This window comes from Citrobacter sp. JUb117 (assembly GCF_024809055.1).
Taxonomy (GTDB): Bacteria; Pseudomonadota; Gammaproteobacteria; order Enterobacterales; family Enterobacteriaceae; genus Citrobacter; species Citrobacter gillenii.
Map to the genome: position 1 here is coordinate 309,784 of NZ_JANUFB010000001.1, position 15,525 is coordinate 325,308.

Here is a 15,525-nt window from a genome sequence, read left to right on the forward strand (position 1 = left end):
TTATGTCAGCCGTTAAACGGTGAGGTGTTGTCGAGTACGGCCTGAATCACGTTCAGTGCGCCCTGATGATTGTTGTCATCGGTCTGGTAGCGGGCAATTGCTTTAATGCTGTCGGCGGCATTAGCCATGGCAAAGGAATAGTGTGCCATTTTCAGCATTTCCGCATCGTTGCCGCTATCACCAATGGCAACTACATTCTGCGGTGACAGGTTCCAGCGTTTAAGCAGGCGGCTGATACCGTTGGCTTTATGTAAACCTGGGATTATCAGATCGATAAAGCCAAACCCGCTGGTCACCGGCTTCATGATACCGTCGAGGGCTGTATGCAAATGGTCAATAACCAACGGGATTTGCCCATCAGGTAAATTCAGTGAGAACTTGAACAGCACATCATCGATGTCCTGAAAGTCCTTAACCGGTTTCAGGCGATGGTAGTGTTTTGACATCAGCGCCACAAACGCCTCCGGGGCATTTTCGCTGATGTAGGCGCTTTGCAGTCCGCAGGCGACAAAATTCAGCTGCTTATCCTTCAATAACTCGCCGATGACAATACGGGATTCGTGGCGGGTAAGCTCACCATGAAAAAGTTGTTTGCCGTGTTCATACACCAGCGCGCCGTTCTCTGCGACAAAAGAGATTTCGTCTTTGAGTTCAGGGAAAAAGGAGATCAACTGGTAATACTGGTTGCCGCTGGCCACGACAAATTCAATATCTCGTTTTTTCAATTGCTGATACTGCGCCATAAATCGCTGGCGATCGTACTGCTTGGCATCGTCGAGAAAAGTGCCGTCCATGTCGGTGACGATAACGTTGATGGTCATATATGCTCCTGGCTTTCACTGCAACCAGAAACATTCTAATAACAATGTGACCTGTAGCACAAATTTAATTTCGAATGAAAGTTTCCCCGTCGTCTATTACAGCACAGTTGTAGGCCGGATAAGCGTCAGCGCCATCCGGCATTGAAGCGGTATCGCTGCCGGATAGCGACGCGAAAACGTCTTATCCGGCCTACGGGAAATTACAGCATATGCTCTGTTCGGGCGATGATATCGTCCTGTGCATCCGGAGACAGGGCAGTGAAGAAGGCGGAGTAGCCAGCTACACGCACCACCAGGTCACGGTACTGATCTGGGTGTTTTTTCGCTTCCAGCAGCGTTTCACGAGAGACGATGTTGTACTGAATATGCCAGCCTTTGTGCTCTTCAAAGAAGGTACGCAGCAGGATCATTAACTTCTGCTTATCGGACTCATTTTCCAGTGTAGCCGGATTCAGCTTCTGGTTTAACAGCACCCCGCCGAGGATCGCGCCGGTCGGCAACTTGCCCACTGAGCCAATCACCGCCGTTGGGCCGAGATGGTCGGTACCGGAGGCCGGGCTGGCGCCTTCTGCCAGTGGGGTATGCGCTTTACGGCCATCCGGCGTTGCCATTGTTGCCGCGCCAAACGGTACGTTTGCCGAGATGGAGGAGGTTCCGGCGTAATAGTTACCACCGATCGGACCGCGACCGTAACGCGGATTATGATATTGCTTCAGTTCGTCGATATAGGTCTGGTAAGCGCGGGCCAGCAGGGTGTCGACGCTGTCATCATCGTTACCGTACTTCGGTGCGCCGTTGATCAGACGCTGGCGTAATTGTTCATGCGTGAGGCCTGCAAAGTCATCTGCCAGGGCTGCCGCCAGCTGCTGCTGACCGATAACACCCTGATCGAAGACCAGCTTTTTCACGGCAGCCAGACTGTTGCCAAGGTTAGCAATCCCGACCTGCAAACCGGATACCCAGTCATATTTTGCGCCGCCCTGTTTAATGCTCTTCGCCCGCTCAATGCAATCATCCACCAGCGCAGAGCACAGGATGTCGTGGACGTTTTCTTCCAGCATGGTATCAACCACATACTCAATCTCGATGGATTTACGCGTGTAGTAGCGGATCTGAGTATCCCAGGCGGTCATCACCTCGTCGAAGTTGTGGAAGTTACCCGCCGAGAGCGCCTTTTCCTGCGGCAGGAACACCTTACCGCTGGTGGCATCGCGACCACCTTCCAGCGCGGCCAGCATCACACGGGCAAAGTTAATAAAGCTCATGCCGGTGCAGCGGTAACCCCATTTCCCGCCCACGGCGGTTTCGATGCAGCCAATGGCTGCGTAGTCGTAGGCATCTTGCGGCTCAATACCCAGCTTAATGAATTCCGGGATAACAATTTCATCGTTGTTAAACGCCGGCATGCCAAAGCCGCAGCGAATGACCTGCACGCAGGCATCAAGGAAATCGTTACTCATCCCGGCGTGATAACGCACGCTGAGGTTCGGCTGGGTTGAACGCAGACGACCGCAGGACTCCAGAATGGCATAGGAGAGCGGATTGACCGCGTCCATTGGCTGGCCGTTAACCAGATTCTGACCACCGATAGTGACGTTTTGATACAGCGGGCTGCCCGCGGATGCCTTCGAGTGGGAGCCGGAGCGGATTTTGTTCACTTCCAGCAGCTTCAACCAGCAGCTGTGCAGCAGCTCAATGGCGTGCTCGCGGTCCAGCGTCTGGTTCAGCTCCACGTCGCGACGATAGAACGGGTAGAGATACTGGTCCATGCGGCCAAACGACACCGAGTGACCGTTCGATTCGATTTGCAGGATAAGCTGGATGAAATAGCACAGTTGCAGTGCCTGCCAGAAGGTTTTTGGCGGTTCGTGGGCGATGACATCGCAGTTTTCTGCCATTGCCAGCAGCTCATCGCGACGGCTTTCACGGGTTTCAGTTGCTGCCATTTTACGTGCCAGGCTGGCGAAACGTTCGATATGCAGGCTAACGGCATCCAGTACGATATCAATGGCTTTCAGGAACTGATCGCCATGGAGATCGTCCAGGCAGGTCAGGTTAATGCGCGAGCGACGCTCGTCGACTTTATGACGCAGACCATCAAGGCCTTTTTCCAGCAGCAGCGGAAAGTTCACCGCCAGGTGCGCATCGCCGGAAGTCATGTTGCCTTCGGCTTTGATGATGCCGGTTTCCAGCAGGCCTTTTTGTTCGTCGGTAAACATGCCGTAGCAGCGATCCTGTACGGTCTGACCGCGCCACCACGGGCAGATTTCATGCAGTACGCGCTTGTTCTCTTCGCTGACCGCAAAGCCGGCTCCTGGTCGGTCGGCCAAATCGTCGATCTCTTTTTCAATCCACGATACGGTGTATTCCGGGAATATTGGTGCGGCGCGGACTTCGCTTGCCTGATTACCGATAATCAACTCGTCATGTTTGATCCAGATAGTCCGTTCCGCCAGATGATGCGCCAGCGCCAGCGCGCGGCGTACCGGGATCGGTTTGTCCAGATGCTGTTGATACATCTCGGTATAGTGCTGGGCGCGCTCGGTACACACCGGCGGCTTCACAATGTGGATCAGGGCTGTTTTGTGTGCGTTGATGCGGTCGCTGAGTGTATCCAGTTTCAGTGTGGTCATGGCGGTTATCCTCGTAGGGTCGCGGTTAAACCTTTATGGCTGGCATACTGCTGGGCAAATTCGAGCAGTGCAGGCGCATCCAGCGGTTTGTCCGGGGCGTTGTAGGGTTGGCTGAGTAAGTGGTATTTGTTGATGCCCAAGGTGTGATAGGGCAAAAAATGAATCTCACCGACGTGAAGTTCATCGGCGGCAAAATCGGTAATGGCTTTAATGGCTTCTTCGTTGGCATTGAAGCCCTGAATCAGCGGCACGCGAATAATCATTTTTTTTCCGGCAGCGGCCAGTTTTTTCAGATTCTCCAGCACGCGAGCGGCGTTGCCGTCAGTCCACTGCTTAAACGGCACATCGGCGATGTGTTTTAAATCGGCAAGAAACAGATCGATGTACGCTAATGAAGGTTCAATGTACTTCCACGGTACGTGCAGGCAGGTTTCGACCGCAGTATGAATACCCGCCTCATGGCTGGCTTTGAACAACGCCGCAGCCAGCTCCGGCTGCATAAATGGCTCACCGCCGGAGAGCGTTACCCCACCACCGCTGCGATCGTAGAAGGGTTTATCGCGCAGCACGGTGGACATTATCTCCTCTACGCTTTTTACTTCACCACAGACGGTAAGCGCCTGGGTCGGGCAGCAGTGGGTCAGTGCGGTGAGCGACTTATCGGTCAATTTTTCACGATGAATAAGCAGGCCGTTGAGGGCGCGCTGAATGACGTCAGGCGCAGCCTGAACACACAGGTCACAGCCCTCCAGACACAGACGCGCGTCATACAGCAGATCCTGCGTACGGGCACGACTCTCCGGGTTCTGGCACCAGCGACAACCCAGAGAGCATCCCTTAAGGAAGACTACCGTGCGGATACCGGGACCATCGTGGGTGGAATAGCGCTGGATATTGAAAATCATAAGCGGCCTCTCTTCTTTCGTATAAAGATTAAATTACTTTCGAATGAAAGTTATATTGACGTGAGTCAACTAACCGCGCGGTTTCGTCGTGCTACCGTTGATTCATGCTAACGATCAGTTTTGAGGAACGGTTATGGAACTCTATTTAGATACGTCTGATGTGGATGCGGTGAAAACCCTGGCGCGTATTTTTCCGCTGGCAGGTGTCACCACAAACCCGAGTATTGTGGCGGCAGGTAGAAAGGCGCTGGAGGTGTTACTCCCGGAATTGCATGACGCGACTGGCGGGCAGGGGCGTTTGTTTGCTCAGGTGATGGCAACGACCGCTGAGGGCATGGTCAGCGACGCGCATAAACTGCGGGCAATGATTCCCGATATCGTGGTGAAGGTACCGGTGACCGCAGAAGGGCTGGCGGCGATTAAGCTGCTGAAGAAAGAGGGGATCCCAACGCTGGGCACCGCGGTTTACAGTGCAGCACAGGGGCTGTTAGCTGCGCTGGCAGGGGCCGAATACATTGCGCCGTATGTTAACCGCGTGGATGCGCAGGGCGGGGATGGTATTCAGACGGTGGTTGATTTACAGAACTTACTGAAAATGCACGCGCCGCACGCCAAAGTACTGGCTGCCAGTTTTAAAACCCCGCGTCAGGCGCTGGACTGCCTGTTAGCTGGCTGTGAAGCCATTACGCTGCCGCTGGATGTGGCGCAGCAGCTAATTAGCTCCCCGGCCGTGGATGCCGCCATGGCGAAATTTGCGCACGACTGGCAGAGCGCATTTGGACGTACGTCGATCTGATGCTGTTGCCGGGTGGCGCTAACGCTTACCCGGCCTACGTTCGAGCCGTTGTAGGTCGGGTAAGGCGAAGCTGCCACCCGACTTTTTTACCGACTACAAACCTCACACCCCGGGTTGCGCATCAGCTTCATCTCCCGGAACTGGCAGGTCATCGCATCGTACATCACGATTTTACCGCTTGCCGGTTTACCGAAGTTTGCCAGTAACTTGATGGCTTCCATCGCTTGCAGCGACCCGATTACGCCAATCAGCGGTGACATCACACCGGCCTCCACGCAGGTTAAGGCGTTTTCACCGAACAGGCGGCTCAAACAGCGGTAGCAGGCTTCACCTTCCTGATACGTAAAGACGGTGATTTGTCCTTCCATACGAATGGCCGCGCCGGACACCAGTGGCACTTTTGCCGTAAAGCAGGCAGCGTTCAGCTGATTGCGCACGGCGACGTTATCGGTGCAATCCAGCACCAGGTCATGCTCTACAACCAACGCATGCATCGCAGCATCGTCAAGCAGCGCATTCACCGGTGTGAGGGTGATATGTGGATTAATACGCGCCAGCGCATCGCGTGCCGATTCCACTTTTGGCTGCCCGACGGTCGCGTCGCTATGCAACGTCTGGCGCTGAAGATTGGAAACCGACACGGTATCAAAGTCGAGCAGGGTTAAATGCCCGATGCCTGCGCCCGCCAGATACTGAGTTGCGGCGCAGCCAAGTCCTCCGAGTCCTACGACCAGCACCCGCGCTTCTTTTAACGCTTCCTGACCGTCAAAGTCGAAGCCGCGCAGGATGATTTGCCGGTTATAACGCAGCATCTCCTGGTCGCTGAGTTCTGCCATTACAGGCCTCCAAACAGCGCGTTAAATGGCTCGACGTCTACCCATTCTCCGGCTTCAACGTTGCCGCGATCGCGTTCCAGAACGATAAAGCAGTTGCCAAGGCTAAAGGAGCTAAAAATATGCGAGCCCTGATGACCGGTGGTAGTGACCTCCAGTTCGCCATCAGCTGTACGCTGCAATACGCCGCGCTGGAAATCCAGACGGCCAGGCGTTTTCTTCAGGCGTGATGCGGTCCGTACGCGCTGGCGTGGGGGTAATCCGCTGGCGGTGTTGCCGCTCAGTTTTGCCAGCAGCGGTTGCACCAGCTGATAGAAGGTGAGGGCCGCAGAGACCGGGTTGCCCGGCAGGCCACAAAACCAGCTGTTGCTCAATTTACCGAACGCGAACGGTTTACCCGGCTTAATCGCCAGTTTCCAGAAGGCAATTTCGCCGAGTTCTTCGAGAATGGTTTTGGTGTAGTCCGCTTCCCCGACCGATACACCGCCGGAGCTTATCACCACATCGGCCTGACTGTCGGCTTCGATAAACGCCGCGCGCAGGGCGTGAGGATCGTCGCGGATAATACCTAAGTTGATGACCTCACAGCCCAGCTGTTGCAGCATCAGGTGTACGGCCAGGCGGTTGGTGTCATAAATCTGACCGTCACCCAGCGGTTGGCCTGGCAGCTGTAGCTCATCACCGGTAGAAAATAGCGCCACGCGCACTTTACGCACAACCTGCACATCGGCAATGCCGAGCGAGGCTAGCACAGGGAGCTCAGCGGTTGTCAGACGCGTCCCTGCGGCAAACACCACCGCGCCGTGAGCAATATCTTCTCCGCGTAGACGAATATTTTGTCCGGCGCGAACTTCTGCGGTGAAACGAATACCATCATCAGTTTGTTCTGTTTGTTCCTGCATCACCACGGCTTCGCAGCCGGCGGGCACCGGTGCGCCGGTCATAATGCGGATGCAGGTTCCCGCAGGCCATTCCCCATGAAAAGGCTGACCGGCAAAGGCTTTACCTGCGACAGCAAGCGGCAGACCGGATTGCAAATCCGCTAAACGCACCGCGTAACCGTCCATTGCCGAGTTATCGAATCCCGGCACATCAATCGGTGAGACGACGTCGGTTGCCAGCACGCGACCAAAGCATTCCACCAGCGGCAGTGTTTCAACGGCGGTGAGTGGGGTAATCGACGACAGCATTTGTGAAAGTGCCGTTTCGAGCGGCATCAGTCCGGCGGTAAATTCCATGAGAAGACTCCTGCGAGGCAAAATCGAATCCGATCATTATGTCAGAAAACAGACGCAGACAGTATGCCACCTCAGTCTTAGGTGCAGGCCTTTATCTTTACATGACGTCTGCATCTTTCTATATTCGAAAATCGAATCAATAACTCACCGAAATTCTGCTATTTATAACCACGTTTCCTGCCACCTAAATGGACGATAAAAATGGGCAAAGCAGTCATTGCAATTCACGGCGGCGCTGGCGCAATCACCCGCGCGCAGCTGAGTCAGGAACAGGAATTGCGTTATATACAGGCATTGTCAGATATCGTTGAAGTAGGGCAACGAATGCTGGAGGCGGGCCAAACCGCGCTGGATGTGGTGACTGAAGCCGTACGCTTACTGGAAGAGTGTCCTCTGTTTAATGCCGGAATCGGCGCTGTATTTACCCGTGATGAAACCCATGAGCTGGATGCCTGCGTGATGGACGGAAATACGCTGCAGGCAGGCGCCGTCGCTGGCGTCAGCCACCTGCGTAACCCGATCCTCGCGGCCCGTCTGGTGCTGGAAAAAAGCCCGCACGTTATGATGATAGGCGAAGGGGCGGAGAATTTTGCCCATGCGCAGGGCATGGATCGCGTGAGTGCGGATATTTTCTCGACGCCAGAGCGGTATGCTCAGCTACTGGACGCACGTACAGCGGGAGAAACGGTGCTCGATCACGGCGGTACGCCGCTGGATGAGGGCAGCAAAATGGGCACCGTTGGCGCGGTGGCGCTGGATAAGTACGGTAATTTGGCGGCGGCGACCTCGACCGGTGGCATGACCAACAAACTGCCGGGGCGCGTCGGGGATAGCCCGTTAGTAGGTGCCGGTTGTTATGCCAATAATGCCAGCGTGGCGGTCTCGTGTACCGGAACCGGGGAAGTGTTTATACGCGCGCTGGCAGCATATGACATTGCCGCGCTGATGGATTATGGCGGGCTGAGCTTGTCAGAGGCCTGCGAACGCGTAGTTATGGAAAAATTACCGGCGCTCGGCGGTAGCGGCGGGCTTATTGCCGTCGATCATGAAGGTAACGTGGCCTTACCGTTTAACAGTGAAGGCATGTACCGTGCCTGGGGATACGCTGGCGATACGCCAACCACCGGTATTTACCGGGAAAAAGGAGATACCGTTGCCACACAGTGATGAGCTTGACGCCAACGATGTACTGGCGGTTAGCAATCTGAACATTGCGTTTGCGCAGGAGCAGAAGCGGGTCAGTGCGGTACGCAATTTGTCATTTCGCCTCAAGCGTGGGGAAACGCTGGCGATTGTTGGCGAGTCCGGTTCAGGAAAGTCGGTCACCGCGCTGTCACTGATGCGCCTGATTGAACAGGCGGGCGGAGAGGTGAGCTGCGATGAGATGTTGCTTCGGCGACGCAACCGGCAGGTGATTGAACTGGGCGAACAGAGCGCGTCGCAGATGCGCCATGTGCGCGGGGCGGATATCGCGATGATCTTCCAGGAGCCGATGACGTCGCTCAATCCGGTGTTCACCGTCGGCGAGCAAATAGCCGAGTCGATTCGTTTGCATCAGGGGGCTAGCCGTGAGGCGGCGATGGAAGAGGCCAAACGGATGCTCGACCAGGTGCGGATACCGGAGTCGAGGGCCATTTTATCGCGCTTTCCGCATCAGCTTTCTGGCGGTATGCGCCAGCGGGTTATGATTGCGATGGCGCTGTCGTGCCGTCCGGCGGTATTGATTGCCGATGAGCCGACCACCGCGCTGGATGTCACCATTCAGGCGCAGATCCTGCAGTTAATTAAAGTATTACAGCAGGACATGGCCATGGGGGTGATTTTTATCACCCACGATATGGGCGTGGTTGCCGATATTGCCGACCGTGTCCTGGTGATGTATCAGGGTGAAGCTGTAGAAACGGGCAGCGTGGAACAGATTTTTCACGCCCCGCAACATCCCTATACCAAAGCGCTGCTGGCTGCCGTGCCGCAGCTCGGGGCCATGAGCGGACATGAACTGCCGCGCCGTTTCCCGTTGATTTCGCTGCAGGACCCCGACCACCGTGAACCGCAGACTGAACAGGACACGGTGGTGGCGGGCGAGCCGATCCTGCAGGTGCGTAATCTGGTGACGCGTTTCCCGCTGCGCAGCGGCATTCTCAATCGCGTGACCCGCGAGGTGCATGCGGTGGAAAACGTCAGTTTTGATCTGTGGCCAGGCGAAACGCTCTCGCTGGTCGGGGAGTCCGGCTGTGGTAAATCTACTACCGGACGGGCGTTGTTGCGACTCGTGGAGTCTCAGCACGGGGAGATCACCTTTAACGGTCAGCGGATAGACACGCTGGCCAGCAGCAAGCTTCAGTCGCTCCGTCGGGATATTCAGTTTATTTTCCAGGATCCCTATGCGTCGCTCGACCCGCGTCAGACGGTAGGTTATTCCATTCTCGAGCCGCTGCGGGTGCACGGGCTACTGCAAGGGGACGCCGCGGCAAAACGGGTCGCCTGGCTGCTGGAGCGGGTGGGGCTACTCCCTGAACACGCCTGGCGCTATCCGCACGAGTTTTCCGGTGGCCAACGTCAGCGTATCTGTATTGCCCGGGCGCTGGCGCTCAATCCAAAAGTGATCATTGCCGATGAATCAGTTTCGGCGCTGGATGTCTCGATTCGTGGGCAGATTATTAATTTGTTGCTCGATCTCCAGCGAGAAATGGGCATCGCCTACCTGTTTATTTCTCACGATATGGCGGTGGTCGAACGTATCAGCCACCGTGTGGCGGTGATGTACCTGGGGCAGATTGTCGAGATTGGTCCCCGTCGGGCGGTGTTTGAAAATCCGCAGCATCCGTATACCCGCAAATTAATGGCGGCGGTTCCGGTTGCCGATCCCTCTCATCAGCGGCCGCAGCGGGTGCTGCTGTCGGATGATATCCCCAGCAATATCCGCAAGCGCGGAGAAGAGATTTCCCCGGTGTCACTCCAGTTAGTGGGGCCAGGGCATTATGTTGCGCGTCCGCAGGTGGAAAATGCGCTTTCGCGTCTATAACAGGCAGGGTTCAGGAGAATAACATGAGACAAATTGTTGCTCGTAAATGGCTGGTTGCGCTGGGGGTTGCCTCTGCACTGGCTGCGTCCCCTGCCTGGTCGGCTAAAGACGTGGTGGTGGCGGTAGGATCTAATTTTACTACGCTCGACCCCTATGACGCGAATGACACGCTGTCGCAGGCGGTGGCGAAGTCGTTTTATCAGGGGCTTTTCGGTCTTGATAAAGAGATGAAGCTGAAAAATGTGCTGGCAGAAAGCTATACCGTTTCCGATGACGGCTTAACCTATACCGTCAAACTGCGGCAGGGGGTGAAGTTTCAGGATGGCACCGATTTCAATGCAGAGGCGGTGAAAGCTAACCTTGAGCGAGCCAGCAATCCGGAAAATCATCTTAAACGCTATAACCTGTATAAAAATATCGCTAACACCGAGGCCGTTGATGCGACGACGGTGAAGATCACGCTGAAACAGCCGTTCTCGGCGTTTATTAATATCCTGGCGCACCCGGCAACGGCAATGATATCGCCGGCGGCGCTGAAGAAATACGGTAAAGATATCGGCTTCCATCCGGTGGGTACCGGGCCTTATCAGCTTGAAACCTGGAATCAGACCGATTTTGTGAAGGTGAAAAAGTTCGCTGGTTACTGGCAGCAGGGCCTGCCGAAGCTTGATACGATTACCTGGCGTCCGGTGACCGACAATAACACCCGTGCGGCGATGTTGCAGACCGGCGAGGCACAATTTGCCTTCCCGATCCCTTACGAGCAGGCCGCATTACTGGCGAAGAACAAAAACCTGGAACTGGTTGCCAGTCCGTCGATCATGCAGCGTTATATCAGCATGAACGTGACGCAAAAACCGTTTGATAATCCGAAGGTGCGTGAGGCGCTGAACTATGCCATTAACCGCCAGGCGTTGGTAAAAGTGGCATTTGCCGGTTACGCCACACCGGCGACCGGCGTGCTGCCGCCCGCGATAGCCTACGCGCAAAGCTATACGCCGTGGCCTTACGATCCGGCGAAAGCCCGTGAGTTGCTGAAAGAGGCGGGTTATCCCAACGGCTTTACCACCACGCTGTGGTCATCGCATAATCACAGCACCGCGCAGAAAGTGCTGCAATTTACCCAGCAGCAGTTAGCGCAGGTCGGCGTGAAGGCGCAGGTGACGGCGATGGATGCCGGACAGCGGGCGGCAGAAGTTGAAGGTAAGGCGCAGAAAGAGAGCGGGGTACGGATGTTCTACACCGGCTGGTCGGCGTCGACGGGCGAAGCTGACTGGGCATTATCACCGCTGTTTGCTTCGCAAAACTGGCCGCCAACGTTGTTTAATACGGCGTTTTACAGTAACAAGCAGGTGGACAGCGATTTAGCCGCGGCGCTGCAAACGAACGATCCGAGCGAAAAAGCGCGATTGTACAAAGATGCACAGGATATCATCTGGAAAGAGTCGCCGTGGATCCCGCTGGTGGTGGAGAAACTGATCTCTGCGCACAGTACCAAGTTGACCGGATTCTGGATTATGCCGGACACCGGATTTAGTTTTGATGATGCGGATTTGCAATAAGCTATTCATTCGGCCCCTGAACAGCGGGGGCCGCCGAAGGGAGTCTGATGCTTAATTATGTTTTCAAGCGCCTGCTGGGGTTGATTCCAACGCTACTTATCGTCGCGGTGCTGGTGTTTTTATTTGTTCATTTGCTGCCTGGCGATCCGGCCCGGTTGATTGCCGGACCGGAGGCCGACGCTGAGGTGATTGAGCTGGTGCGCCAGCAGTTGGGTCTGGACCAGCCTCTGCATGTTCAGTTCTGGCATTACATGACGAACGTGTTGCAAGGTGACTTTGGCACCTCGATGGTGTCGCGTCGTCCGGTTGCTGAAGAGATTGCCAGCCGCTTTATGCCTTCATTCTGGTTGACGATTGCCAGCATGACGTGGGCGGTCTTGTTTGGCATGACGGCAGGGATCATCGCCGCCGTATGGCGAAATCGCTGGCCGGACAGGTTGAGTATGACCCTTGCGGTCACCGGGATCTCCTTCCCGGCGTTTGCCCTCGGCATGCTGTTAATGCAGATTTTTTCCGTGGAGCTCGGCTGGTTACCCACCGTGGGCGCGGATTCCTGGCAGCATTATATCCTGCCCTCTATCACGCTGGGCGCTGCGGTGGCAGCGGTATTGGCGCGTTTTACCCGCGCCTCGTTTGTCGATGTGCTCAGCGAAGATTACATGCGCACCGCGCGGGCAAAAGGGGTGAGTGAAACCTGGGTGGTGTTAAAACACGGTTTGCGTAACGCGATGATCCCGGTCGTCACGATGATGGGGCTGCAGTTTGGCTTTTTGCTTGGTGGCTCCATTGTGGTTGAGAAAGTCTTTAACTGGCCAGGGCTCGGACGATTGTTGGTGGACTCGGTTGAAATGCGAGACTACCCGGTGATTCAGGCCGAGGTGCTGTTATTTTCTCTGGAGTTTATTCTTATTAACTTAGTGGTGGATGTGCTCTATGCCGCCATTAATCCGGCTATCAGGTACAAGTAAGGATGCGATTTTTTAACTGGCGCCGACAGGCGATTTTAAATGCAATGCCGCTCGTTAAGCCTGAACAGATCCGCACGCCGTGGCACGAGTTCTGGCGGCGTTTTCGTCGCCAGCGTGTGGCGATGATCGCCGGGTTATTCGTGCTGGCCTTGATCCTGGTGGCGATATTTGCCCGTTGGTTGACGCCGTTTGATGCCGAGAATTACTTCGACTATGACCGCCTCAATGATGGGCCGTCGATGTTGCACTGGTTTGGCGTCGATTCGCTGGGGCGGGATATTTTTAGCCGCGTGCTGGTTGGCGCGCAAATTTCGCTGGCGGCAGGGGTGTTTGCCGTATTTATTGGCGCGGCCATAGGTACGGTGTTGGGTCTGCTGGCAGGTTATTACGAAGGCTGGTGGGATCGGCTGATTATGCGTATCTGCGATGTGCTATTCGCTTTTCCGGGTATTCTGCTGGCGATAGCGGTGGTGGCGGTGCTCGGCAGCGGCATTGCTAACGTGATAATTGCCGTCGCTATCTTCTCCATTCCAGCCTTTGCGCGACTGGTGCGTGGGAATACGTTGGTGCTCAAACAGCAGACGTTTATTGAGTCGGCGCGCAGCATTGGCGCCAGCGATACGACCATTATCTTCAACCATATTTTGCCGGGGACGGTCTCGTCGATCGTGGTCTTTTTTACCATGCGCATCGGGACGTCGATCATCTCCGCCGCGAGTTTGTCGTTCCTGGGATTGGGTGCTCAGCCACCGACGCCGGAGTGGGGCGCGATGCTCAACGAAGCGCGGGCGGATATGGTGATTGCTCCACACGTGGCGATATTCCCGGCGGTGGCAATATTCCTGACGGTGCTGGCGTTTAACTTATTGGGTGATGGCCTGCGCGACGCGCTGGACCCGAAGATTAAAGGATAAACAGTAGGCCGGATGACGGCGTAAATGCCTTATCCGGCCTACTGTTGGGTGACGATGAGTTAAACGCGGCTGCCCCACAGATCGTATTCGTCTGCGTTTTCGACTTTCACGCGGATGATATCGCCAGGCTTCACGTTGGTTTCGCCATTCATATACACAGCGCCGTCGATTTCCGGGGCGTCTGCCATGCTGCGACCAATCGCGCCTTCTTCGTCAACTTCATCGACGATGACCAGAATTTCGCGGCCGACTTTCTCCTGCAAGCGTTCAGCAGAGATCTGCTGCTGCAATTGCATAAAGCGGTTCCAGCGTTCTTCTTTCACCTCTTCCGGGATTTGATCCGGCAGCGCATTGGCCCCCGCACCTTCTACCGGGCTGTATTTAAAGCAGCCGACGCGATCCAGACGCGCTTCTTTCAGGAAATCGAGCAGCATCTGGAAGTCTTCTTCGGTTTCACCCGGGAAGCCGACGATAAACGTTGAACGCAGGGTCAGTTCAGGGCAGATTTCACGCCACTGCTTAATACGCGCTAACTGGCGGTCTACCGAACCTGGGCGCTTCATCAGCTTAAGAATACGCGGGCTGGCATGCTGCAGAGGGATGTCCAGATACGGCAGGATTTTGCCTTCCGCCATCAGCGGGATGACATCATCGACGTGCGGGTACGGATAGACGTAATGCAGACGAGTCCAGATACCCAGTTTCGACAGCTGCTCGCACAGATCAACCATGCTGGTTTTCACTGGCTCACCGTTATGGAAGCCGGTGCGGTGCTTCACATCCACGCCGTAAGCGGAGGTATCCTGGGAGATAACCAGAATCTCTTTGACGCCCGCATCAACCAGGCGCTTGGCTTCGCTGAGTACCTCGCCGATGGGACGGCTGACCAAATCGCCGCGCATGGACGGAATGATGCAGAACGTGCAGCGGTGATTGCACCCTTCAGAGATCTTCAGATAGGCGTAATGACGCGGCGTCAGCTTGACGCCCTGCTCAGGAACCAGGCTCTGGAACGGGTTATGTTTTGGTTTTGGCACGTAATGGTGAACGTGTTCCAGAACCTGCTCGTAACTGTGCGGTCCGGTGATTTCCAGCACCTTCGGGTGAACTTCACGGATCTGATCGACTTTCGCGCCCAGACAGCCGGTGACAATCACCTTGCCGTTCTCGTTCAGCGCTTCGCCAATCACTTCCAGTGATTCTTGTACCGCGCTGTCGATAAAGCCGCAGGTGTTAACGATAACCATATCCGCGTCGTCGTAATTCGGCACCACGTCATAACCTTCGGTACGAAGTTCAGTCAGGATGCGCTCAGAATCAACGAGGTTTTTCGGACAACCTAGTGAAATAAAACCAATTTTTGCCATTTTCTTATACTGTACATTGCTCGTAATCGGGGGATTATACAGATGCCATCGCGTGACATCTATCTCTGATGTTCATAAGTCGGACGCTCTAAATGGGGAGTACCGGTAATTGGCTTATCGGCAGGAGCAAGGTATTTAGAGAGTCTAATTCCGGCTTTAAGTGTCACTTCTTGGCTATAGAGAAGAAGTCTTCTAAATTTAATATGTCGAGCGTTATTCATGAGGTTAAATTTGAAAGATATTGCTTTGCAGTCAAAACTTAAAATGGCGAGAACCCTTTATGCTAATGGTGTGAGCTTATATTATATTTCGCTCGCCACCGGTTTAAGCTGGCGCTTATTAATGAATGAACTTCATTCTATTACTCGTCATGAAGTGAGCCCGCAAAAGAATCAACGCTCATAAATTTATTTGTGCTTTATTTTTATTTTATTTTTCTGCCCCTGTCCGATTCTACGAGGTC

12 protein-coding genes are annotated in these 15,525 nt (G+C 55.0%); 6 read left to right on the top strand and 6 right to left on the bottom strand.

Going from position 1 to position 15,525, the window contains the following annotated elements; all coding sequences use genetic code 11:
- Window positions 1–5 precede the first annotated feature (5 nt).
- The 3 genes from M2374_RS01485 to M2374_RS01495 all read right to left on the bottom strand — a co-directional run bounded on the left by M2374_RS01485 (window position 6) and on the right by M2374_RS01495 (window position 4,359).
- Window positions 6–821: a Cof-type HAD-IIB family hydrolase gene (locus M2374_RS01485; protein ID WP_117341682.1), complete on the bottom strand. Its 816-nt coding sequence runs from the start codon at window positions 819–821 to the stop codon at window positions 6–8.
- A 200-nt stretch (window positions 822–1,021) separates the two neighbouring features.
- The gene (locus M2374_RS01490) at window positions 1,022–3,454 is read right to left on the bottom strand and encodes a formate C-acetyltransferase/glycerol dehydratase family glycyl radical enzyme (protein WP_115258980.1); all 2,433 of its coding nucleotides are present in this window, start codon (window positions 3,452–3,454) and stop codon (window positions 1,022–1,024) included.
- A 5-nt stretch (window positions 3,455–3,459) separates the two neighbouring features.
- Window positions 3,460–4,359 carry a glycyl-radical enzyme activating protein gene (locus M2374_RS01495; protein ID WP_146717123.1) on the bottom strand — a complete coding sequence of 300 codons (900 nt, stop codon included), beginning with the start codon at window positions 4,357–4,359 and terminating at the stop codon, window positions 3,460–3,462.
- Window positions 4,360–4,492: 133 nt separating this feature from the next.
- Here M2374_RS01495 and fsa point away from each other — a divergent pair, with 133 nt between their 5' ends.
- Window positions 4,493–5,155 carry a fructose-6-phosphate aldolase gene (gene fsa, locus M2374_RS01500; protein WP_181219274.1) on the top strand — a complete coding sequence of 221 codons (663 nt, stop codon included), beginning with the start codon at window positions 4,493–4,495 and terminating at the stop codon, window positions 5,153–5,155.
- 86 nt (window positions 5,156–5,241) lie between these two features.
- Here the strand turns inward: fsa and moeB are convergent, their stop codons facing one another.
- Both moeB and moeA read right to left on the bottom strand, forming a co-directional pair.
- Window positions 5,242–5,991 carry a molybdopterin-synthase adenylyltransferase MoeB gene (moeB, locus tag M2374_RS01505; protein WP_096757738.1) on the bottom strand — a complete coding sequence of 250 codons (750 nt, stop codon included), beginning with the start codon at window positions 5,989–5,991 and terminating at the stop codon, window positions 5,242–5,244.
- On the bottom strand, window positions 5,991–7,226 hold the full coding sequence (gene moeA / locus M2374_RS01510) for a molybdopterin molybdotransferase MoeA (protein WP_137400341.1): 1,236 nt from the start codon (window positions 7,224–7,226) through the stop codon (window positions 5,991–5,993). Before moeA ends, moeB begins: the two co-directional genes overlap by 1 nt.
- A 201-nt stretch (window positions 7,227–7,427) precedes the next feature.
- On the opposite strand from moeA, the gene iaaA reads away from it, so the two are divergent.
- The 5 genes from iaaA to gsiD are packed head-to-tail and all read left to right on the top strand — an operon-like array spanning window position 7,428 to window position 13,695.
- Window positions 7,428–8,393, top strand: coding sequence for a beta-aspartyl-peptidase (gene iaaA / locus M2374_RS01515; RefSeq protein ID WP_181688336.1), 966 nt, complete (start codon window positions 7,428–7,430; stop codon window positions 8,391–8,393).
- Window positions 8,380–10,251 carry a glutathione ABC transporter ATP-binding protein GsiA gene (gsiA, locus tag M2374_RS01520; protein ID WP_181688335.1) on the top strand — a complete coding sequence of 624 codons (1,872 nt, stop codon included), beginning with the start codon at window positions 8,380–8,382 and terminating at the stop codon, window positions 10,249–10,251. Before iaaA ends, gsiA begins: the two co-directional genes overlap by 14 nt.
- Window positions 10,252–10,274: 23 nt before the next feature.
- Complete coding sequence (gene gsiB / locus M2374_RS01525; protein WP_096757733.1) at window positions 10,275–11,813, top strand: glutathione ABC transporter substrate-binding protein GsiB; 1,539 nt, start codon at window positions 10,275–10,277, stop codon at window positions 11,811–11,813.
- 47 nt (window positions 11,814–11,860) lie between these two features.
- A complete protein-coding gene (gsiC, locus tag M2374_RS01530; protein WP_137400343.1) occupies window positions 11,861–12,781 on the top strand; it encodes a glutathione ABC transporter permease GsiC in 921 nt (306 codons plus the stop codon).
- Window positions 12,782–12,783: 2 nt separating this feature from the next.
- Window positions 12,784–13,695, top strand: a complete 912-nt coding sequence (gsiD, locus tag M2374_RS01535) for a glutathione ABC transporter permease GsiD (RefSeq protein WP_096757731.1) — start codon at window positions 12,784–12,786, stop codon at window positions 13,693–13,695.
- Between the two features lie 59 nt (window positions 13,696–13,754).
- Here the strand turns inward: gsiD and rimO are convergent, their stop codons facing one another.
- A complete protein-coding gene (gene rimO / locus M2374_RS01540) occupies window positions 13,755–15,062 on the bottom strand; it encodes a 30S ribosomal protein S12 methylthiotransferase RimO (protein ID WP_115258973.1) in 1,308 nt (435 codons plus the stop codon).
- Window positions 15,063–15,525 lie beyond the last annotated feature (463 nt).

Excerpts from the sequence above, each read along its gene's own strand:
- M2374_RS01495 (WP_146717123.1), bottom strand. The coding sequence starts at position 4,359 with ATGATTTTCAATATCCAGCGCTATTCCACCCACGATGGTCCCGGTATC.
- M2374_RS01485 (WP_117341682.1), bottom strand. The coding sequence starts at position 821 with ATGACCATCAACGTTATCGTCACCGACATGGACGGCACTTTTCTCGAC.
- M2374_RS01490 (WP_115258980.1), bottom strand. The coding sequence starts at position 3,454 with ATGACCACACTGAAACTGGATACACTCAGCGACCGCATCAACGCACAC.
- moeA (WP_137400341.1), bottom strand. The coding sequence starts at position 7,226 with ATGGAATTTACCGCCGGACTGATGCCGCTCGAAACGGCACTTTCACAA.
- iaaA (WP_181688336.1), top strand. The coding sequence starts at position 7,428 with ATGGGCAAAGCAGTCATTGCAATTCACGGCGGCGCTGGCGCAATCACC.
- moeB (WP_096757738.1), bottom strand. The coding sequence starts at position 5,991 with ATGGCAGAACTCAGCGACCAGGAGATGCTGCGTTATAACCGGCAAATC.
- gsiB (WP_096757733.1), top strand. The coding sequence starts at position 10,275 with ATGAGACAAATTGTTGCTCGTAAATGGCTGGTTGCGCTGGGGGTTGCC.
- rimO (WP_115258973.1), bottom strand. The coding sequence starts at position 15,062 with ATGGCAAAAATTGGTTTTATTTCACTAGGTTGTCCGAAAAACCTCGTT.
- fsa (WP_181219274.1), top strand. The coding sequence starts at position 4,493 with ATGGAACTCTATTTAGATACGTCTGATGTGGATGCGGTGAAAACCCTG.
- gsiD (WP_096757731.1), top strand. The coding sequence starts at position 12,784 with ATGCGATTTTTTAACTGGCGCCGACAGGCGATTTTAAATGCAATGCCG.
- gsiC (WP_137400343.1), top strand. The coding sequence starts at position 11,861 with ATGCTTAATTATGTTTTCAAGCGCCTGCTGGGGTTGATTCCAACGCTA.